The organism is Flavobacterium sp. GNP011 (genome assembly GCF_056428925.1).
In genome coordinates, this window is the sequence record NZ_JBWJVJ010000016.1 from 75,869 (window position 1) to 96,450 (window position 20,582).

General features: G+C 32.2%; 19 protein-coding genes. 8 read left to right on the top strand and 11 right to left on the bottom strand.

Features of this window, described 5'->3' with window-relative positions:
• Positions 1 to 207 precede the first annotated feature (207 nt).
• The 5 genes from AC061E_RS13030 to AC061E_RS13050 all read left to right on the top strand — a co-directional run bounded on the left by AC061E_RS13030 (position 208) and on the right by AC061E_RS13050 (position 3,852).
• Entirely contained in the window at positions 208 to 810 is a 603-nt protein-coding gene (locus tag AC061E_RS13030) for a DUF1684 domain-containing protein (RefSeq protein ID WP_478286631.1), read from the top strand.
• On the top strand, positions 810 to 1,463 hold the full coding sequence (locus tag AC061E_RS13035) for a TatD family hydrolase (RefSeq protein ID WP_478286632.1): 654 nt from the start codon (positions 810 to 812) through the stop codon (positions 1,461 to 1,463). The genes AC061E_RS13030 and AC061E_RS13035 overlap by 1 nt, the downstream gene beginning before the upstream one ends.
• 40 nt (positions 1,464 to 1,503) lie before the next feature.
• Entirely contained in the window at positions 1,504 to 2,217 is a 714-nt protein-coding gene (locus AC061E_RS13040) for a tRNA threonylcarbamoyladenosine dehydratase (protein WP_144891724.1), read from the top strand.
• A gap of 63 nt (positions 2,218 to 2,280) precedes the next feature.
• Positions 2,281 to 2,955, top strand: a complete 675-nt coding sequence (locus AC061E_RS13045) for an HAD family hydrolase (protein WP_478286633.1) — start codon at positions 2,281 to 2,283, stop codon at positions 2,953 to 2,955.
• Between the two features lie 51 nt (positions 2,956 to 3,006).
• Positions 3,007 to 3,852 carry a DUF2911 domain-containing protein gene (locus AC061E_RS13050; protein ID WP_478286634.1) on the top strand — a complete coding sequence of 282 codons (846 nt, stop codon included), beginning with the start codon at positions 3,007 to 3,009 and terminating at the stop codon, positions 3,850 to 3,852.
• A gap of 303 nt (positions 3,853 to 4,155) precedes the next feature.
• Here the strand turns inward: AC061E_RS13050 and AC061E_RS13055 are convergent, their stop codons facing one another.
• The 11 genes from AC061E_RS13055 to AC061E_RS13105 all read right to left on the bottom strand — a co-directional run bounded on the left by AC061E_RS13055 (position 4,156) and on the right by AC061E_RS13105 (position 15,227).
• On the bottom strand, positions 4,156 to 5,883 hold the full coding sequence (locus AC061E_RS13055; RefSeq protein WP_478286635.1) for a sodium:solute symporter family protein: 1,728 nt from the start codon (positions 5,881 to 5,883) through the stop codon (positions 4,156 to 4,158).
• Between the two features lie 120 nt (positions 5,884 to 6,003).
• Positions 6,004 to 8,535: a PIG-L family deacetylase gene (locus tag AC061E_RS13060; RefSeq protein ID WP_478286636.1), complete on the bottom strand. Its 2,532-nt coding sequence runs from the start codon at positions 8,533 to 8,535 to the stop codon at positions 6,004 to 6,006.
• A 153-nt stretch (positions 8,536 to 8,688) separates the two neighbouring features.
• Positions 8,689 to 9,222 (bottom strand): hypothetical protein, encoded by a 534-nt coding sequence (locus AC061E_RS13065; protein ID WP_478286637.1) that lies wholly within the window; start codon positions 9,220 to 9,222, stop codon positions 8,689 to 8,691.
• Positions 9,223 to 9,386: 164 nt separating this feature from the next.
• A complete protein-coding gene (locus tag AC061E_RS13070) occupies positions 9,387 to 9,887 on the bottom strand; it encodes a hypothetical protein (RefSeq protein ID WP_478286638.1) in 501 nt (166 codons plus the stop codon).
• Positions 9,888 to 9,990: 103 nt separating this feature from the next.
• Positions 9,991 to 10,308 (bottom strand): hypothetical protein, encoded by a 318-nt coding sequence (locus AC061E_RS13075; RefSeq protein ID WP_478286639.1) that lies wholly within the window; start codon positions 10,306 to 10,308, stop codon positions 9,991 to 9,993.
• Positions 10,309 to 10,476: 168 nt separating this feature from the next.
• Positions 10,477 to 11,682 (bottom strand): AI-2E family transporter, encoded by a 1,206-nt coding sequence (locus tag AC061E_RS13080; protein ID WP_478286640.1) that lies wholly within the window; start codon positions 11,680 to 11,682, stop codon positions 10,477 to 10,479.
• Between the two features lie 153 nt (positions 11,683 to 11,835).
• Complete coding sequence (locus AC061E_RS13085; protein WP_478286641.1) at positions 11,836 to 12,372, bottom strand: mechanosensitive ion channel domain-containing protein; 537 nt, start codon at positions 12,370 to 12,372, stop codon at positions 11,836 to 11,838.
• A 5-nt stretch (positions 12,373 to 12,377) separates the two neighbouring features.
• Entirely contained in the window at positions 12,378 to 12,959 is a 582-nt protein-coding gene (locus AC061E_RS13090; RefSeq protein ID WP_478286642.1) for a Maf-like protein, read from the bottom strand.
• A complete protein-coding gene (locus AC061E_RS13095; RefSeq protein ID WP_478286643.1) occupies positions 12,952 to 13,872 on the bottom strand; it encodes a geranylgeranylglycerol-phosphate geranylgeranyltransferase in 921 nt (306 codons plus the stop codon). Before AC061E_RS13095 ends, AC061E_RS13090 begins: the two co-directional genes overlap by 8 nt.
• Positions 13,873 to 13,942: 70 nt before the next feature.
• Positions 13,943 to 14,470: a KdsC family phosphatase gene (locus AC061E_RS13100; RefSeq protein WP_478286644.1), complete on the bottom strand. Its 528-nt coding sequence runs from the start codon at positions 14,468 to 14,470 to the stop codon at positions 13,943 to 13,945.
• Positions 14,454 to 15,227 (bottom strand): Rossmann-like and DUF2520 domain-containing protein, encoded by a 774-nt coding sequence (locus AC061E_RS13105; RefSeq protein ID WP_478286645.1) that lies wholly within the window; start codon positions 15,225 to 15,227, stop codon positions 14,454 to 14,456. Before AC061E_RS13105 ends, AC061E_RS13100 begins: the two co-directional genes overlap by 17 nt.
• Before the next feature lie 195 nt (positions 15,228 to 15,422).
• Here AC061E_RS13105 and AC061E_RS13110 point away from each other — a divergent pair, with 195 nt between their 5' ends.
• The 3 genes from AC061E_RS13110 to AC061E_RS13120 all read left to right on the top strand — a co-directional run.
• The gene (locus AC061E_RS13110; RefSeq protein ID WP_478286646.1) at positions 15,423 to 18,644 is read left to right on the top strand and encodes a cytochrome c biogenesis protein; all 3,222 of its coding nucleotides are present in this window, start codon (positions 15,423 to 15,425) and stop codon (positions 18,642 to 18,644) included.
• 310 nt (positions 18,645 to 18,954) lie between these two features.
• The gene (locus AC061E_RS13115; RefSeq protein ID WP_478286647.1) at positions 18,955 to 19,425 is read left to right on the top strand and encodes a T9SS type A sorting domain-containing protein; all 471 of its coding nucleotides are present in this window, start codon (positions 18,955 to 18,957) and stop codon (positions 19,423 to 19,425) included.
• 343 nt (positions 19,426 to 19,768) lie between these two features.
• On the top strand, positions 19,769 to 20,582 hold an 814-nt coding region (locus AC061E_RS13120; RefSeq protein WP_478286648.1), incomplete at its 3' end, for a hypothetical protein.

Below are 20,582 nucleotides of genomic sequence, written 5' to 3' on the forward strand. Positions count from 1 at the left end.
TAGTTTTGTGAGTTGCAAATTTACAATGTTTTTTAGGAGCTTTTTCCAGCTATTCGCTACAATCTTGTATTTTTTCTAAAAGAAAAAAATACAAGGATTTTCGCTGCTATCTGGGCTAAGGAATAGGCTTTTCATGACGTTTCTTGCTCCTTAATTTTCGTTGTGGTATTGTAACTTTTACACTATTTTTGCATAAAAATCAAACCATTGAAAACTGTACTGACCTTTTTTATCTGTTTACAACTCACTTTTGTTGCAGCGCAAGAGTCCTATAATGCTAAGGCCGTAGCTCAGTTTCAACAAGAATTAAATGCGCAGTATTCAAACCCAGAAAAAAGTCCGCTCACGGCACAAGATCGAGCAGTTTTTAAATCTTTGGAATTTTTTCCTGCAAACCCAACTTATTTTGTGACTGCAAAATTAGTTAGAACACCTATGGAGCAACCTTTTTTAATGAAAACATCAACCGATAGAAAACCAACTTACATTAAATATGGAGAAGTTTATTTTACTATAGATGGGCAAAAATTTAAGTTGAATGTATATCAAAATATAGAATTGTCTAAACAAAAGGAATATGTAAATTACTTATTTCTACCATTTTCGGATGTAACATCAGGTGATGAAAGTTACCTTGGCGGGCGGTACATAGATTTACAAATACCTGAGGGTGATGTTATAACAATAGATTTTAATAAGGCGTACAATCCGTATTGCGCCTATAATCCCGGTTATTCTTGTCCCTTAGTTCCATTAGAAAATGATTTGAGTATAGCTATTAAGGCTGGTGTTAAAAAGTTTCACGAGTAATGGAATTTTTTAATTTACATACGCATCACTTTACAAATCAACCTGGAATACTGGAGTTGGTGAATCAATATCCTTATGAATTTGATGCGAAATTCCCTTTTTATTCTATCGGGATTCATCCTTGGTATATCACAGAAGAACGAGTTGACGCTGATTTAAAAATCATTGAAACACAATTACAAAAATCTAATTGTTTTGCAGTAGGCGAATGTGGCCTGGATAAACGCATTGACATCCCGCTAGAATTGCAGCAATTGGTTTTTGAAAAGCAATTGTTTTTAGCACAACAATACAATAAACCAGTTGTCATTCATTGTGTGGCTGCTTTTGATGAATTGATTGTCATTAAAAGAAAGCTCAACATCTCAGTTCCGATACTAATTCATGGATTTTCTAAAAATGCAATCGTGGCCAAGAAATTGTTAGAGCAGGGATTTTACCTTTCTTTTGGAAAATATTTATTGCGTAATCCAGCATTAGAGTCGGTTTTTAAAAGCATTCCCCATGAACGTTTTTTTCTAGAAACTGATACTGTAGAAGATGGGATAAAAGCCGTTTATGAACGTGCTGCCCAATACAAAGAAACCACAGTCGAAGAAATTCAAAAAATCATAAATAATAACTTTAGTACTGTTTTTGGAATTCAATTTTAATTGGATAACATGTAAAACAGGACACTTTTAAACATAAAAAATGGCAGAATGGACAGAACGAGCAGAACTTTTATTTAAAAAAGAAGGTTTGGCTAATTTACAAAATGCAAACGTATTAGTGGTAGGATTAGGAGGCGTAGGCTCATTTGCTGCTGAATTTTTGGCGAGAGCCGGAGTGGGCAAAATGACAATTGTAGATGGAGACGTGGTGGATATTACCAATATTAACAGACAATTGCCAGCTTTACACTCTACAGTTGGGCAACCAAAAATCACTATCGTGGGCGATAGATTGATGGATATTAACCCAGAATTGCAATTAACACGAGTACAAGAATTTTTATCACCTGAGCGTGCTTTTGAGATTGTTACTGAGGAGTTTGATTATGTTTTGGATTGCATAGATAGTGTGACGCCAAAACTAAATTTAATTGTTGCTGCGAAACGCAAAAGAGTAAAAATCATCAGCAGCATGGGTGCGGGTGGAAAAATGGAAGCTTCTAAAGTAAAAGTGACTGATATTACGAATACTGTAAATTGTTTTTTTGCCAAAACCATTCGCAGACGCTTGAAAGAACTGAAAATTGATAAATTAAAAGTAGTTTTCTCCTCTGAAATTCAAGACGAATCCAGTTTAAGAATGACCGATGGATCTAATTATAAAAAATCGTTTTACGGAACTAATAGTTACATGCCAGGATTATTTGGCTTGTATGCCGCAGAAACAGTAATACGATACTTGCTAAAAAAATAATATTCTGTTTTTTATTCCTCTTTTCAGGGATTAATAATTATAATTCATAACTCATAATTTAAAATGATACAAACAGTAATTTTTGATATGGATGGCGTAATCGTCGATACAGAGCCGGTTCACCGCTACGCCTATTTCAAGCAATTTGAAGAGCTAAATATTGCTGTTACGGAGGAAATGTACACTTCATTTACTGGCTTTTCCACACGAAATACCTTTCAGAAATTGAAAGAGTTATTTACAATTGACCAAGAAGTAGAGGAATTAATTCAACGGAAACGTACTATTTTTAATGATGCTTTTGACAGTAAGGCTGATTTAGAATTGCTTGAAGGTGTTGAAAATTTAATCAAAGAATTACATCAAAATGGGATGCAATTGATTTTGGCCTCATCAGCATCTAAGGTAACCATTGAACGTGTTTTTAATAGGTTTAAGCTACACGACTATTTTACCCATAAAATAAGCGGGGAAGATTTTGCACAATCAAAACCACATCCTGCCATTTTTGAACATGCCGCAAGCCTTTCTATTGGCCAAAAAGAAAATTGTATCGTGATTGAAGATAGTACCAATGGCATTAAAGCGGCAAATGCCGCAGGAATTTTTTGTGTAGGTTACAACAGTATTCATTCTGCTGCTCAAGATTTGTCAATTGCAGATGTGATCATCAATCATTTTAACGAATTGAATTTTGAAATGGTGCAGGAAATCAAGGCTAAATTAAGAAATAATTAACATTTGAAAGCTGTTGAATTTGTAAATTTGGAATTCAAAAAAAATTAAAACATGAAAAAAATTATCGTTGCATTAGCGTTATGTATCGCGAGTTTAAATGCACAAGCGCAGTTGAAAACACCACAATCGAGTCCAAAATCTACAGTAACACAGGCCGTAGGTTTGACTGATGTTGAAGTTGTATATTCCAGACCAAGTGCTAAAGGCCGAGTGGTTTTTGGTAATTTAATTCCATTTGGAAAAGTGTGGAGAACGGGAGCTAATGAAAATACAATCGTTTCTTTTAGTGATGATGTTGTTATTGATGGAAAAACCTTAAAAAAAGGGAAGTATTCATTATTTACAATTCCAAAAATTGAAAGTTGGGATGTTATTTTCTATAAAACTACTGATAACTGGGGTAATCCAGAAGAATGGAAAGAAGAAAATATTGCTTTAAAAACAACTGTTAAACCAGAAGTTCTGAACAAAAAAGTAGAGACTTTTACCATTGGATTGAGTGCCTTAGATAATAATTTTGCCTATTTAGAAATGTATTGGGAAAATTCATATGCAGCAGTAAAGTTTGAAGTGCCTACACAGCAAAAAACTACTGCTAATATAGACAAAGTGTTGGCAGGTCCATCTGCTGGTGATTATTTCTCTGCAGCTCAGTTTTTATTCCAATCAAATGGTGATAATGCCAAAGGATTAGAATATGTAAACAAAGCTTTGGATATGTCTAAAGAAAAACCATTTTGGTATAACAGATTGAAATCGTTGATTCAAGCAAAATTAGGCGATAAAAAAGGTGCTATTGAAACAGCAAAAGCATCTCTTGCAGCAGCTGAAATTGCAAAAAATCAAGATTATGTAAAAATGAATAAAGACAGTATTGCAGAGTGGAGTAAAAGCTAAAAAGCAAAACAAATATTTTAAATCCCGAATTACCATGGTAGTTCGGGATTTTTTTTGATATATGGTAGAATGGGATTTTAAACAAGCTACTTTCTTATTTAATAATCGGTAAACAGGTATTTTCTTATCTATAATCTGTAGGTTTAAATTCAATAAGAATAAATTGGACAATAAATGTTCTAAAATTTGCTGACTCTCACTTGTCTAATTATTTTAGGAACGAAGACTAAATAAAAAAATCTTATTCTGGTTTTAAAACTATAAAACAAGAATAAGATTTTTTGTCAGGAATAAGCACAGGATTTAGTGCGCTACTTCTTTTTGGGAGTTTCTAAAAATTGTAAACTGAAACAGCAATGAAATAATTATAGTTAGCATGGCGCCAATAAAATTCAGCCATAAATAGCCTAATTTTTCCTGCCCGCTAGGATAGACATAAATAGCATAGTAAAAAATAATAAAAATGGTGAGTTGGCTTAGCACTGCGCTATAAAAAATAGCTTTTGATTGTACTTTCTGGATGTAAAAACCAACTAAAAATATTCCTAAAACTGTTCCGTAAAATATTGACCCAATGATATTTACGAGTTGTATTAAGTTTTCAAAAAGGGTTCCTACGCAGGCAAATAGAATGGCAATTACTCCCCATAAAAGCGTAAAAAACTTGGTTGCATACAAATAATGTTTATCTGATTTTTCACCTTTTACATTTCTTTTATAAATATCTATAGCAGTTGTAGAAGCTAAGGCATTAAGTCCTGAGGCAGTTGATGACATGGCCGCCGATATAATTACAGCCAATAATAACCCAATAAGGCCTTTGGGCAAATAATTAAGAATAAAATGAAAAAACACATAATCTTTATCATTGGTTTCGCTAGTACCATCTGCTTTTAGAATGATTTCTTTGGCTTTGTCTCTTAAATCTTTTTCTTTATTAGACAATGCAACCAATTCTTTTCTCAATATAGGATTGTCATAATCTTGGTTAAGCTGATCAATATATAGTAAGTTTATGACTTTTTTATCTTCAGAAAGATCATTTAGTTTTTGTTCTAATGCGTTGTACTCTCCTTTGTATGCTGATTTTTCAATCAATGTTTTATTATTTGGATTAAAATTCAAAGGCACCGGATTAAACTGAAAAAAAACAAACACCATGACACCTGTAAGTAATATGAAAAACTGCATAGGAACTTTTAAAAGTCCGTTCATAATCAATCCCATTTGACTTTCACGTACAGATTTACCCGATAAGTAGCGACCCACTTGAGATTGATCTGTTCCAAAATAGGCTAGTGCCAAGAAAAAACCTCCTGTTATACCACTCCAAAAAGTATATTTTTCTTCGGGATCAAAAGAGAAATTGACAATGTTCATTTTATCATTAGCACCTGCAATATGAAGAGCACTAGAAAACGTCATATCATTAGGTAAATAATACAGAATAAGAAAAAATGTGATAAACATTCCAGACATGATCACAAACATCTGTTGTTTTTGAGTCACATTTACAGCTTTTGTCCCTCCAGAAAACGTGTAGATAATTACCAAGAAACCGATGATAATATTCATATAAGTAAGGTTCCAACCGAGTATTGCAGACAAAATTATTGCAGGTGCATAAATAGTTAGTCCAGTTCCTAAACCTCTTTGAAAAAGAAAAAGTATGGCAGCAAGAGAGCGAGTTTTTAAATCAAATCTTTTTTCGAGATACTCGTAGGCTGTATACACTTTATACTTGTGGTACAAAGGAATAAAGGTTACACAAATAATAACCATGGCAATAGGCAAACCAAAATAAAACTGCACAAAACCCATTCCGTCATGATAAGCCTGACCTGGAGTAGATAAAAAAGTAATTGCACTTGCTTGCGTTGCCATTACAGATAGTCCTACGACATACCACGGAGTTTCGTTATTACCAAGTATAAAATCTTCAACGTTTTTACTTCCTTTTGTTTTCCAAGCTCCGTAAACAACAATAAAAAGTAATGTAACAATTAGTATAATCCAGTCAAATAATTGCATAGTTTAAGAGTATAATTTCATAATAAGACAAAAAATCGCAATGTAGATAGCATTAGCCACCAATACCCAAGTATAATTTTTCTTCCAAGTTTTTTGTTTCAATGGTTCCATAGTTATAAATTAGAGCTTGTTGTTTTGAATTGATATGGTTTGTGAAGGCTTTAAAGAGATAATATTTGAGAGTAATTTATAAGCACCCGTAACACCTTCTGGCAGTTCCCTAAAAAAACTAATGCCCGTATATACATAATGTCCTTTGCCGTAAGGCGCAATTAACAAAGCGCCATTTTTAGGTGTTTCTCCTTTATCATTTGATGAAAAAATAGGGGTAAACGCCTTGTCAAATTCATTTGGGTAATATAATCCTTGCTCTTGTTTCCAACCTTTAAAATCTTGTGCCGTTATTGTATTAGGATAATTCATAACGGGATGGTTTGGAGCCAAAAAACGAACTTCAGCATCCTCCTCGGTGACACGATCTCTAGATAATTTTAAAGGATAAGGTGCTATGTCATTGGTCACTAAATCACCTGCAGTATTGTATTGAACAACCATGGTTTTTCCGTTTTTTACAAAATCAAAAAGGATTGTTTGTTTGTTAACCAATGCATTAATGGTATTGTAAGCTCTAACTCCTGTCATTACTACATCAAAGTTTTCTAGCTTTTCTGGAGTGATATCTTCAGCTTTAAGCAAAGTAACTTTATAGCCTAATTGGGATAAACTATTTGGCACCTCATCACCTGCACCCATGATATAAGCAATTCTTTCTTCATTAGTTTTTAAATCGGTTTTGATACATTTAGCCGAAGCTGTTTGTAGTACTTGCTGTTTCGTAATGTGATCGTAAGAAATGATAATTTGTTCTTTATCAAATCTTTTATTATCAATAATTGCAACACTTTTTGCTATTGTTTCCTCTGCTTTTTTTGGAGCCGTAACATCAAAATAAAAAATTTGCTCAATTCCCTTTTTTTCAATTGAAAAAGGAATGTTTTGAGGTGTTACTGTCCAGTTTTTTGGAAGTTCAAGCTCTAAATTTCCCTTAATATTATCTTTACCAGCTTTAATTTTAACACCTACTTGTTTCGTTTTTGTGTCTTTAAAAAGCAAAACCTTATCTGTAATTGCAGTAGTTACATCTGGAACAATATCAAGGTAATTGTAAACTTCACCTTTTACGTCATCATTATATTTGTAAACAATGGTACGCTCATATGGAATTTCAATTCCGTTGATACGAATATTAAATTCTACTTTCACTTCTCTTAAAATATCAGGAATACCCCTTTTATTTTGATCGTTTACGGTATACATTCCAGTTGTGCCACTGTCTTGTAACCAATACGGTTGTGTATAATTTAGGGTTTCAGGAAGTTTAAAATCAAGATTTATAATTTTGAGTACATTATTTTTTAAATCTTGGTTTTGACTTGAAAGAGTGTTGTTTGGTATTGTTTTAACACTTATCAACTCCATAGGAATGGTACTTCTGTTTATTGCCTCTAGTTTTAATTTTAGAGTACTACCGGTAGTTGCCTCTTGGTTTTGAGTCACGGCTTCTAAATATAAACCAGCACAAGCAGCAATGATTTCTTTTACTGCGGCAGCTTTTACAGGTGACCATTGATTAGGCTCTAAGGCTTGCATCATAGCGTATACTTTGGTCAAATTTGGAATACTTGCCGAAGGGTTTTTTGAGTCAAATTCCTTTGCTATGATTGCGAGTAGTTCGCCAATAGGAGCACCTCCTTTTACACGATTCCAAGAAGTATCTATACCTTCAAAAAGAGATTTTTTATCTTTTAAAGCTTCTCCATTTATGAATTCTAAATATTCAGTCTCCTCACCGCGTACACCTGTACTACCAAAACCTTGTGATTGATGGCGACTGCGACTCAAAGCAGCAATTTCTTGGTTTGATTTTCCTAAATTACTGTAATAAGTTCCTGTTTGAAGGCTAAGTAAATTGGTTTTATCAGCAGCATTGAATTTTTCCATGGTACCATAAAACCACCATGAAGTATTGAAAAATTGTCTTTTAGTTTGCCAAGGCTTTACAAATTGTAATTGCTCGGGAAAAACAGTCGGATCATTAGCCATCTTAAAACTTTCAACGCTTAACATTGCTGATGCGGTGTGATGCCCGTGAGTTGTTCCCGGAGATCTGTGATCAAAGCGATTTACAATTACATCTGGTTGGAATTTTCGAATGGCCCAAATTACATCAGCTAATACTTTCTCTTTTTCCCAAATGGATAAGGTTTCAGATGGATTTTTTGAGAAGCCAAAATCATTTGCTCTTGAGAAAAATTGCTCCCCGCCATCTATTTTTCTAGCTTCTATAAGTTCTTGTGTTCGAATAACACCCAGTAATTCTCGTAACTGTGTACCAATTAAATTTTGTCCACCATCCCCTCTGGTTAAGGAGAGATAAGCTGTGCGTGCTTTTTGATCATTGGCAAGAAAAGAAATAAGTCTCGTATTCTCATCGTCAGGGTGTGCGGCTATGTATAATACTGAGCCTAGAAAATTGAGTTTTTCAATTTGATTGTAAATTTCAACTGAATTAAGTTTTTGAGGTTGTTGTGCATTTGTGATTTGCAAACAAATTAGCAATACAATACTGATTAAGTAGCTTTTTTTATACATTATCTAAATATATTATTCCTTTAACTCCAAATGTAGGGATTAAATATTTTTTACAAAATTTTTTAACATTCAATACTGTTTATAAAATCTTTTAAACGACAAAAGGGAGAAAAACAACTAATGTCTTTCTCCCTTTTGAAAATATGTTATCACTTAATCTCTATCATGTCCACGTCCGTGATCTCTATCGTTTTTTTTATCTTTGTGTTTGTAGTATTTGTGATCATCACGACGATCATTGTCCCTATTTCCTCTATAATAACCTCGATTATCAGTTCTATTTTTTACATACACTCTTCTATCTACATGATACACTACATTTCTGGGCTCATTACCTCTATAGCCTCTATAATATTTTACTTTATGGGTTCTAAAATGATTGTAAGGACTTGGCCCATGATAATCATTAAGAACTACTTTACACCCTGTGTTTAGATTGTAATTTCTATATTGGTTTGGTAAAAACCTTGCGCGTATCCATCTTCCGCTGTCAAAATAAATAAATCGTGTAGCTCTTACATCATAGTACGCTTCAACGTCTGGGAGGTAATAATACTCAGCATTTATATTTCCTACAGGACCCCAAGAAGGAGTACTACCAATATTTACATTTACAGAAACTTGTGCTTGTATTGAATTTGAAACTAATAAAATAATTCCAGCAGCTATTAATTTAATCGTTTTCATATTATTCTATTTTATTGATTTATTAAAAAAATGTTTTTTTATATCTATAAACAATTTTCAACAACTGTGCCAAAACAGATTAAGTACTATTTATTAAAGAAAGAGGGAAATATATCAAAAGGTTTATTTTATATTTAAATTATTGGTAATTAAATAATTAAAAATTAATTTTTACCTTTTCCATGATCTTTATTTCCTTTGTCTTTTTTATTATTTCCGTGATTTCCTTGTTCGCTTTTGTAATTTTTATTGGCTTTGATTGAACTTGAATTATTCACTTTGTAAACTCCAATATTTTTTTGAGGTTTACCTTTGTACCCTTTATAATATTTTGTTTTGTTTGTTTTAAAATTAGCGTAAGGAGTTTTACCACGATAATCATTCAACACTACCTTGTATCCATTATATAAGTTATAGTTTCGATATTGATTGGGTAGATTTCTAGATCTGATCCATCCACTATTACCTAAAAAAATAAATTCTGTTGCTCTTACATCATAATATGCTTCAATATCCGGTAAGTAATAATAGTCAACAGCTGTATATCCCGATGGTTCCCAAGCGGGAGGCGAACCGATATTTACATTTACAGATACTTGTGCTTTTATGGAAAAGTAACAAGTCATAAATAGTATTCCAATTAGTATTGTTTGAATGGTTTTCATAATTTAAAATTTATTTAATTGTTTTAGTAATATAATGTAGGTATAATGTAAAAAAAAAGAGGAAACGCATTTACGTTTCCTCTTCAAATCTTTAAAATTTGCTTTACAAAAGCAATATAAGTAAAAGAATAATTATAATAATGGCTCCTACAGATAAATAGACACCATTCCCCGTAGATTTTAATTCTGTTTTTATAGCTCGAACTTCTTTTCTAAGTTCTTTTTTTTCAGCTCGACTCATTTCTGATTTGTCCATTGCTTTTATCTCATCAAGACGATTCAATAAAACTTTAACTTCTGCAGGAACTTCTTTTGGAGAATTTACATTTTCAATTGGATTTTTTTCTGCTGCAAATGCTTGACTTGGGATCATGCTCAATGTTACAAACATTAACATAAGGTAAAAAGTTACTTTATTCATTTTTTTTATAGTTTGGTTAAAAATTATTTTGATTGAAAAATTACCTATTTTTTCAAAAGTGCCTGTTACATAATTACATTTAAAAATTATTTAATTCACTGTTTTTCAGATTTAAATTTAAGAATTAGTTTGTTCTAAAAAAGTATTAAGAAAGAATAATTTGTAAAATTATTTTTTCTCATTTGAGTTTAATACAGAATTTTCAGTTGTAGTTTCAGTAAACTTTGGAAGTTGAACCTCAGTGATTATTATATTGGGTTTTGACTCTTCCTCTGAATCAAAAAGGGGTAACTTTATATTTCGCCACGTATATGTTTTGGGTAAATGATCACCCATGAGGTAACCCCAAGGTTCTAGAGATTCTATTCGATCAAAAATTACTTTTAATACAGCAAGTAGTGGCAGTGCAAGAAACATTCCAGAAACTCCAGCTATGGCACCACCAATAATAATAGCAATAATAGATATAAATGCATTGATTTCAACTTTTGAACTTACAATTAACGGTACCAAAATATTGTTATCAATAAGTTGAACAACTACAGTAACTGCAATAACACCAATAATTATAGATAAATCTGGTGTGCCTGTTAAAGTGGCCACGATACTTAAAACACCCGCAAAAAGAATTCCTATATAGGGAATCAAGTTTAAAATTCCGGTCATCACTCCTAATAATATGGCATATTTAACACCTATTAAAATCAATCCAATTGTTGTCATTGTAGCTACTAATATCATTTCTATAATTAACCCCACGATATAACTGTTTATAGCAATACGTATGTTAGTTAAAATATCTTTCAGTTTTTGATGGTGCTCTTTATCAACAAGTTTTGATAAAAACATCAAAAAGTGGGTTCGGTATAATAGTATTAAAAAAGTATAAATAGGTATTAGGGTTAAATTTACAAGAGTATCTGTAAATGACATTAAGGTTGTGCCTAAAATCTCTTTCCCTTTTTCTAATGAATCTTCGGCTGCAGTATCAATATATTGTTTTTGTTCTCTTGAACTTACATGAAACGTATCTCTAATGAAACCTTGAATATTTGACAAATGGATGTTTAAGTTTTTCTCAATCTTATCAAAATCTTCAGCAAAATCACTTATTTGATAGGATAAAAAAACAAAAAGTCCAATAAAGAACAAGATAAATAAAATTACAACAATCATTACTGCTAAGACGTTGGGAAACCTAAGTTTTAACTTTAAAAACTGAGCAATTGGATATAATAAAATAGCAAATAAAAACGACATAATGATGGGTACAAGGATGTTTTGCCCCATGTAAAATATAAAAATCAGGGCAATTAAACCCAATGTGATAAAAGTAAGCTTTGCGTAAAAAGGAAATTTCAGTTCTTCGTTCATATAGAAATAGTTTGAGTTGTCTTACAAATATATAAGAACAATTTACAGTACAAAAATCAATAAAAAACCTCAACTAGTAATTACATCATTACTTCAAATGATTACAATATTATCACATAATCAATTCTTGTTACCCTTTACTATAGGAATCTATTAATCTGTAAATTCTTGATCAGCATGTTTATTTTTAATAATCGAAATCCCTTTTTGCAGTAATAAATTGTTTGGAAAAATGATTTTTTCACCTTCATCGGTCAATAAAAAAACATGAAATGCACCTATATCCTCAATCTCTGCTTGAATGGGGAAATCTTTATCATGAATTTTTATCACATCACCAATCTTAAACGGAAATGAAAAAAATAAAATAATTCCAGAGGTAATATTGCTTAAAATAGACCATTGCGCAAACATGGCTACACCTACAACGGTAGTAAATGAAGATAACGCAATAATAATATCTTTGGGTTGTACTCCCCAAACAATAATCAACGCAATTATTACCAATATATTGATGAACAAGTGAAGGTATTTGATCACTAAATTAGTTCTGTGCTCAATTGTTAAATTAGACTTTGCATATCTTCTCACAATTTTTGTTGTGACGTATCGTAAAAAAAAGAGTAATACACCTACAATTCCTGTAACTATAATTTCTTTAGAATATTCGTTTACCAATTGAATTAACATAGGCTTTATAGTTTTGAAAGGTAATCAAACACTTTGTCTGTAGGCATTCCCATTACGTTTGCATAAGATCCTTCAATTCTTGAAACTCCTATAAAACCAATCCATTCTTGAATTCCGTAAGATCCAGCTTTATCATAAGGTTTGTAATTTTCCAAATAATAGGCAATAGCTTCATCACTCAAAATATTAAAGGTAACTTTTGTAATTTCATGAATAACCTCTATTTTTTCCGAAGTTTTAAAACAAACCGATGTAATTACTTCATGTGTCGCATTCGATAAGGATTTTAGAATTTCAAAAGCATTTGCTTTATCCTTTGGTTTACCCAAAGCTTTACCTTCATGCCAAACAATGGTGTCACTAGTTACTAAAAGTTCATTTTTATCCAGTTCGTTTTCAAAAGCCGATGCTTTTAAAACTGCTAAATAATCAGTTATTTCATGAGCTTTTAGTTCAGGCGGATAAACTTCTTCTATTTCTTTGAGTCGTATTTCAAAATCGAGATCTAAATCTTTAAAAAATTGTTGGCGTCTTGGCGAACCTGATGCCAAAATTATTTTGTAATCTTTCAGTTTGTTTTTAAGCATTGTATTTGATGTTTATTCGGATAATAGCTGATGATAAAATTCCAAAAAAGAGTATCCACTTGAGTACAACGCTCAAATTTTTAAAATCTTTTGTTGTGTTTGCAGTATATATTTTGACAATAAAAAATAATAGCGGGCCTACCACAAAGACTAACAAATAAATAGTTACAAAAAATAAGTTTAATAAGTAACTGTTAATATAATATAGTATCGCTGCAAGAGGAATAAAGCTTAGAACAAAAACAGTTTTTGCAGCTCTAGATTTTCCTATCGCAATGGGCAGCGTGTACATACCTTGATTAAAATCACCATCATTATCCTCAATATCTTTTACTATTTCTCTCATAAAATTAATCATAAAAGCGAAAACTGCATAGTCAAGAAGTATTGAAAATAAGATACCCATTTGCTGTTTATTATCAGGTCCGGTGGCAGGATATAAATCAAAAATACCTATAATTACAACACTAAAAGACAATAAAAGTGCTACAGTTACATTGCCTATAAGTAGCATTTGCTTTAAACTTGTTGCATAAAGGTAGAGCGTTGCTGCTATCAATACAAAAATTGAGGCAAAACCAGGTTTAGAAATTACATTTGAAAGATAAAAACCTATTCCTACACCTACAATTGTGAGTCCCACATATAAATTGTAAGCTTGAGATTCTGAAATGCTTTTTCCAACGGTCATTCTACTGGGTTTGTTGATGGCATCTGTACCTTGATCAAAAATATCATTTATCACATAGCCACCCGCTGCAATACATACAGAAGATAGAACAAGCAAAAGGTATTGCCAATCTTTGAGTGCCAATGTTACATTTTCGAATTGAAAATAACCAAATCTAAAAATGAGTTGCATCAAAGCAAGCATTAATAGATTTTGGTATCGAATGAGTTTTAAATAGTGCATAATTTTACGTTTAAAATCATTTTAAAACTAAATTGATTTTATGAAGTATGAGTAAAAAAAATAGTATTAACTAATCATGATTACCTTCAAAATGGGTATTCCATTTTCCTTGAGTTTTCATAACTTGTTCTATAACATCACGCACAGCCCCTTTACCACCATGTTTATGAGATATATAGCCTGAAATAGTTTTTATTTCTGGACTAGCATCTTGCGGGCAGGTAGCCAAACCTACTAATTTCATTACATGATAATCTGGAATATCATCACCCATGTATAATACGTTTTCAGGTTTTATTTGGTACAAACCGGTATATTCATCAAAGGTTTCCACTTTATTAGGTGTGCCCAAATAAATATCGGTTATACCTAGATTTCGTAAGCGTACTCGAACACCTTCGTTACTTCCGCCAGAAATGATACATACCTTATATCCGCTTTCTACAGCTGCTTTCATGGCATATCCATCGCGAATGTTCATTGTTCTTAATATTTCACCTTCATTGGTCACAAAAACTGATCCGTCTGTAAGCACACCATCTACATCAAAAATAAATGTAGTGATATCATTCATTATTTCCTTATAACTTTTTGACATTTTCTTGTATAGATTGGGTTAGAATTGTATAAATATTTAAATATTTTTTGTGTGCCAAAAAAGTTTCATGCGCTTCAATGGTTTTTTGGTCGTTCCTTTTTGCAGGCCCAGTTTGGGCTTCTTGTGGAGTTAAAATTTCAAGCTTATCAACAGTTTCAAAAATTAATGGCTTCAAAATTTCAAAAGGAATTTGGTTGTCTTGACAAATTTCTTGACTTATCTGGAACAAATGATTGGTAAAATTATTGGCAAATACTGCAGCAACATGCAATGCTCTTCGTTGTTCTGAATTGATTGCATACACTTTTTTAGAAATAGATTGTGCTATTTTAAGAAGTATATGATAATCTGGTGCGTTTTCACTTTCAAGACAAATAGGTATTTTAGAAAAGTCTACTTTTTTATTTTTTGTAAAAGTTTGTAAAGGATAAAAAACACCTTTTCTATTGTCTTCATGGATTGCGGTAAGTGGAATGCTACCTGATGTATGTACTACTAATCGGTTTTTAAAAGGGAGCTTTGCTGAAACCTCTTCAATAGCATCATCGGCAACACATATAATGTATACATCAGCCTCGGCAAGGGAATTAAAATCATCTGTAATTTGATTCCAAGACAGTAGGTGAGACAGTGCTGATTTTTGTCTTGTGTATACTTGTATTAATTCAATTTCTTTGTTTTGTTCCTCAATTTTAAAAGCCTCAACTAAATGTTGAGCTACATTTCCAGAACCTATAATAACTACTTTATGCATCATACAAAATTAGAAAAAAAAATATAAAAAAAATTCAATTAGAGATTACTGTAAAAATGTAACCATTTGAAACCGAAAATAAATGTTTTTCTCTCTTAACACCTCCTTAATTTTGATTTAATTAACAAATGTCAGCTAAAAGTACTCAACATTTTTAAGTACTTTTGTGGCAATTTTACAAAACATAATCTCCTAAAAATGGAAAAAAAAATAGTTTCTTTTTTGTTTTCTACACGTTTGATGGCTTTCTTGTTTATAGCATATGCAGTTGCTATGGGTACCGGAACTTTTATAGAAAGTAAATACAATACAGACACAGCAAAAATCCTAATTTACAATGCTTGGTGGTTTGAGGCCGTTCATGTCTTTTTTGTGATTAATTTTATTGGTAACATTAAGCGATATCAATTATTAAAAAAAGAAAAGTGGGCTACCTTGTTGCTCCATTTGTCTTTTATTTTCATCATTATAGGGGCATTTGTAACGCGTTACATCAGTTATGAAGGAGTAATGCCAATTCGTGAAGGAGCTGCTGAAAATCAGATTTTTTCAGAGAAAACGTTTCTTACTGTCTTTGTTGATGGCGAATATAAAGGAGAAATGAAGCGTAGGGTTTTTGAAAAACAAGTTTTACTTTCACCTGTTACAAATAATGATTTTAGTATTACTGGAAAATTTGCCGATACCCCATTTGAAGTTGAATATGAAAGCTTTGTAATGGGTGCCAAAGAAATTATAAAACCTGACCCTAAGGGAATTGTATACTTAAAAATTGTTGAAGCCGGTGATGGTGGCAGGCACGAACATTTCCTTAAAGAAGGTGAAGTTCAAAACATTCATAACGTTTTGTTTTCACTCAATAAGTTTACCGATGGAGCTATTAATATTACCACAACTGGAAAGGAATATACCATTCAAACTCCATTTGAAGGGAATTTTATGCGCATGGCCGATAAGTTACAAGGTAAAGTGACCAAGGATAATGCACAACCCTTAATGATGCGTTCTTTATACAGCATAGGTGACATGCGTTTTGTATTTCCAGATCCTGCCGTAAAAGGAGTAATAGACTACGAATCGGATAATGATTTTAAAGCTAAAACGCATGAAGATGCTATTACATTTAAAATAAAAGCTGAAGGTCAGGAAAAAATAGTTACTCTTTTAGGAACCAAAGGTAAAGTAGGGGAGTCTAAAACGGTTAAAATTGGAAAAATAGATTATTCGTTTTTCTACGGAAGCAAAGCCTATGTATTACCTTTTAAAATAAAATTGAATGATTTTATTGCTCAAAAATACCCAGGAACAGAGAAAAGTTATTCCTCTTTTGAAAGTAAAGTAACGGTTCAAGATAAAGAGCCATTTGATGCCCGAATTTATATGAATAATGTTTTAGATTATGAAGGATATCGTTTTTTTCAATCGGGATTTGACCCGGATGAAAAAGGTACTATTTTATCCGTAAACCATGATTTTTGGGGTACTTTATTAACGTATATCGGTTATTTTATGTTGTATTTTGCTATGATGGCCATTATGTTTACCAAATATTCAAGATTTGCTGATCTAAAAAGAAAATTAGATGTTGTGAAATCCAAAAAAGCAAAATTGTTAGGAGTGTGCCTCTTGTTTTTTAGCATCGGTGGTATGGCTCAAGAACACGATCATGCTGAACATGAAGGTCATGTTCATAATGAGGCACCAGCTACTAAAGCGCCTGCGAGCGAAGCACCAGCGCAACACAACAGTCATTCTAAGAAAAAATTAAGCCAAGAGGAATTATTGGCTTTAATAACAAAATATAAGGTTTCTGAGGCTCATGCAGCAAAGTTTGGGAGATTAGTGATTCAAGATGGTGGTGGAAGAATGAAACCAATCAACACTTTTTCATCAGAATTATTGCGAAAAGTAAGCCAAAGTGATTCTTACAATGATATGAATTCAGATCAAGTTTTCTTGTCCATAACTCAGTATGCCAATTATTGGATTGAGATTCCTATCATTCATTTAAGAAGTGGAAACGACAGTTTGCGGAAGATAATTGGGGTAGACAAGAAAGCCAAAGTTGCTCCGTTTGTAGCATTTTTTGACGAAAAAGGGAATTACAAACTTTCTAAATACCTAGACGAGTCCTATAAAGCGGCTAATCCTAATCGATTTGAGAAAGATTTTATCGATACAGACAAAAGGGTAAATCTTATGGAGTCTGCATTGAGTGGTCGTATCCTAAAAATTTTCCCTATTCCAGAGGATAAAAACAATAAGTGGGTTTCCTTTTTAGAATTGAACGAGGCTGGTTTTAATGGCATAGAGGCTACATATACCAAAAATGTTTTGCCTTTGTATTTTGGCTCACTTGCAAATGCGGCTACTACAGGAGATTTTAAAACTGCTGATGAATTAGTAGAGAGTATTACTGGCTTTCAAAAACGTTTTGGTAGTAAAGTAAGACCAAGTGAGGACAGAATTACATCAGAGGTTTTGTATAATAAGTACGATATATTTAGTAAATTGACCACTTGGTATATTTTAGCGGCTATTGCAATGTTGTTTTTAACCATTTTACAAATTTTCAAAGAACGTAAATGGTTGCAATTTTCTGTAAATGGGATGCATATAATAATAGGTTTACTTTTTGTTTTACATACAGTAGGTTTAATTGCAAGATGGTATATTTCTGGACATGCACCTTGGAGTAATGCTTATGAATCAATCATTTATATTGCATGGGCAACTATGTTTTTTGGATTGGCATTTGACCGTAAATCAAAACTTACTGTGGCGTCCTCAGCATTTGTAACAGCAATGATTTTATTTGCAGCAAACTTGAACTGGATTGATCCCGAAATCGCAAACCTACAACCTGTTTTGAACTCGTATTGGTTAATGATTCACGTTGCGGTAATCGTAGGAAGTTACGGGCCATTAGCTTTAGGAATGATTTTAGGAGCTGTTGCATTATTGTTAATCATGTGTACTACTGAAAAAAATAAAGTAAAAATGGATTTAAACATTCAAGAAATTACTTATATCAATGAAATGGCATTAACAATTGGACTTATCATGCTTACCATTGGTAACTTTTTGGGAGGGCAATGGGCCAATGAAAGTTGGGGTAGGTATTGGGGATGGGACCCAAAAGAAACTTGGGCTTTGATTACCATTATGATTTATGCATTTGTAATTCATGCTCGTTTTGTCCCTTCATTGCGTGGTAAATGGTTTTTTAATCTAATGAGTATGTTCGCCTTTATTTCTACATTGTTTACGTATTATGGAGTGAATTTTCACTTGGTAGGATTACATTCGTATGCAAGTGGTGAAGCACATTCACTAAGTTGGATTTGGTATACTAGTGGAGTAATTGCATTATTTGGTGCTTTATCCTATCCAAAATATAGAAAGTATTATAAGAAATAAATTTTATTGCTATGTATTGAAAAGGGTTTAACTGTAGTAGGGTTAAACCCTTTTTTTGTTTCGTATATCACCTTGAACTTTTTTGTTTTGTATTTACTGGTTATTTCAAAATTGTACGTGTGGTGATAGGCTGCTAATTACTTTTCACTTTGTATCTAAAAAGAAAAGTTTCGATTTTATATTGTATTGTTAATCATGTATTTATAATATGTGATTATACACTTGTTAATATTTATTATTTCCGATTAAATGCAAATTTTATCGTTGAAATACATTTTATTTATGTAATATTGTATAAAATATTATATTTATGAGGTACTTACTTATATTATTTACGGTGACTTTTCAAGGTCAAGTTTTACATCATCAGATGGTTTCTGCACAAGGAGCTTCCAAAAAATTACCAGATGGGATTTCAGTTTCACAAACGATTGGCCAAAACAGTAATGTTGGAACTTTAAGTTTTGATTTTGTGATTCAGCAGGGATTTCAACAGAGTTTTTGGGGAAAGTATATTGCCTCAAATCCACCCGAGAAAATAAAATTTAATACGTATCCCAATCCATTTATTAGGACACTAAATTTTGAATTCTCAAAACTTATTTCAGAAGATATTGAAGTAAATGTTTTTGATATCAGTGGTAGGTTGGTTTTTAATCAAAGTAAAAAAGCAGATAATTTCCTCTTGACTGTTTTACTTCCGTTTTTATCAAGAGGAGAATACCTAGTTCACTTAAATACTTCAACGTTTTCAGTTTACACCAAAATCATAAAACTATGACAAAAAATTACACTTCCTTATTTGAGTATTTATCAACATTTTTGAGAATAAAAAAAATAATTTTTTTGTCCAAGCATGCTTTTATTTTTTTTCCGTTTGCAGCCGGACGAAACTTGACTTTACTCTTCTCCGATTTTCTGCAACAATTTCTTCTAATTCAATGCAGAATTATTAAAGTTTTCTCCAATCAGAATATTCAAAATAGCAATTTAAGTTTTGTTAGGCTTCCCATTGTGGTGGAACTTCCAAAAGTGCTATCGAAAACGTATAGGCAATTCTAATTTTTTCTAGAACAACTTCAATCTTATTTTTTTAAAATGTATCACATTTAATGAATCAAATTATGAAAAAAATTATTTTGCTTTTCATCTTTTTTCTTTGTGCAAAGGGTTTTTCACAAAGCAATGGAATTACCTATCAGGCCGTTATTTTGAAACCCACTAATAAAATTTCTTCAGTAACTAGTGAAAATATGCCTGTAGCAAACAAAAACGTATGCATGCAATTCCAGTTTGTAGATGAGTTTTCAAAAATCGAATATCAGGAAGTGATGCAAACCACTACAGATCAATACGGGATGGTAAATCTTGTAATAGGTACTGGTACTCGTAATGGAGGATATGCATCATCTTTTGATAATATAGCATGGGTTGCGGCTCAAAAAAAGTTGGTTGTGAGTATTAACATTTCCGGTGATTGTTCGTCATTTACTGAAATTAGCAATCAGCCTTTTACGACTGTTCCGTTTGCTTATGCCGCAACAAATAGTACGAATGTAACAGGTGTTGTAGCTGTTGAAAATGGAGGTACGAATGCTACAACTATTATAGGTGCAAAAACGAACTTGGGACTGGATCAAGTTGATAATACAACAGACGCAGGAAAGCCAATTAGTGATGCTACGAAAACTGCACTCCAATTGAAAGAAGATATAGCCAATAAAAGTACTAATTTAGTGCAAGATGGAAGTTCGGATGTTAAGTTTCCAACTGTAAAAGCAGTTAAATCGTATGTGGATACAGGAGTAAATACTCTATTTACAGCAACACAATCAGCTTTAGATTTAAAAGCGAATTTAGCTTCACCAACATTTACAGGAACGGTTTCAGGAATTGATAAAACGATGGTGGGATTATCGAATGTAGACAACACTAGCG

What these genes read in the sequence shown, in the direction of transcription:
- AC061E_RS13070 (WP_478286638.1), bottom strand. Translation starts at nt 9,887, where the DNA reads ATGAAAACCATTCAAACAATACTAATTGGAATACTATTTATGACTTGT.
- AC061E_RS13075 (WP_478286639.1), bottom strand. Translation starts at nt 10,308, where the DNA reads ATGAATAAAGTAACTTTTTACCTTATGTTAATGTTTGTAACATTGAGC.
- AC061E_RS13110 (WP_478286646.1), top strand. Translation starts at nt 15,423, where the DNA reads ATGGAAAAAAAAATAGTTTCTTTTTTGTTTTCTACACGTTTGATGGCT.
- AC061E_RS13085 (WP_478286641.1), bottom strand. Translation starts at nt 12,372, where the DNA reads ATGTTAATTCAATTGGTAAACGAATATTCTAAAGAAATTATAGTTACA.
- AC061E_RS13055 (WP_478286635.1), bottom strand. Translation starts at nt 5,883, where the DNA reads ATGCAATTATTTGACTGGATTATACTAATTGTTACATTACTTTTTATT.
- AC061E_RS13095 (WP_478286643.1), bottom strand. Translation starts at nt 13,872, where the DNA reads ATGCACTATTTAAAACTCATTCGATACCAAAATCTATTAATGCTTGCT.
- AC061E_RS13040 (WP_144891724.1), top strand. Translation starts at nt 1,504, where the DNA reads ATGGCAGAATGGACAGAACGAGCAGAACTTTTATTTAAAAAAGAAGGT.
- AC061E_RS13080 (WP_478286640.1), bottom strand. Translation starts at nt 11,682, where the DNA reads ATGAACGAAGAACTGAAATTTCCTTTTTACGCAAAGCTTACTTTTATC.
- AC061E_RS13100 (WP_478286644.1), bottom strand. Translation starts at nt 14,470, where the DNA reads ATGTCAAAAAGTTATAAGGAAATAATGAATGATATCACTACATTTATT.
- AC061E_RS13065 (WP_478286637.1), bottom strand. Translation starts at nt 9,222, where the DNA reads ATGAAAACGATTAAATTAATAGCTGCTGGAATTATTTTATTAGTTTCA.
- AC061E_RS13090 (WP_478286642.1), bottom strand. Translation starts at nt 12,959, where the DNA reads ATGCTTAAAAACAAACTGAAAGATTACAAAATAATTTTGGCATCAGGT.
- AC061E_RS13060 (WP_478286636.1), bottom strand. Translation starts at nt 8,535, where the DNA reads ATGTATAAAAAAAGCTACTTAATCAGTATTGTATTGCTAATTTGTTTG.
- AC061E_RS13115 (WP_478286647.1), top strand. Translation starts at nt 18,955, where the DNA reads ATGAGGTACTTACTTATATTATTTACGGTGACTTTTCAAGGTCAAGTT.
- AC061E_RS13035 (WP_478286632.1), top strand. Translation starts at nt 810, where the DNA reads ATGGAATTTTTTAATTTACATACGCATCACTTTACAAATCAACCTGGA.
- AC061E_RS13105 (WP_478286645.1), bottom strand. Translation starts at nt 15,227, where the DNA reads ATGATGCATAAAGTAGTTATTATAGGTTCTGGAAATGTAGCTCAACAT.
- AC061E_RS13045 (WP_478286633.1), top strand. Translation starts at nt 2,281, where the DNA reads ATGATACAAACAGTAATTTTTGATATGGATGGCGTAATCGTCGATACA.
- AC061E_RS13050 (WP_478286634.1), top strand. Translation starts at nt 3,007, where the DNA reads ATGAAAAAAATTATCGTTGCATTAGCGTTATGTATCGCGAGTTTAAAT.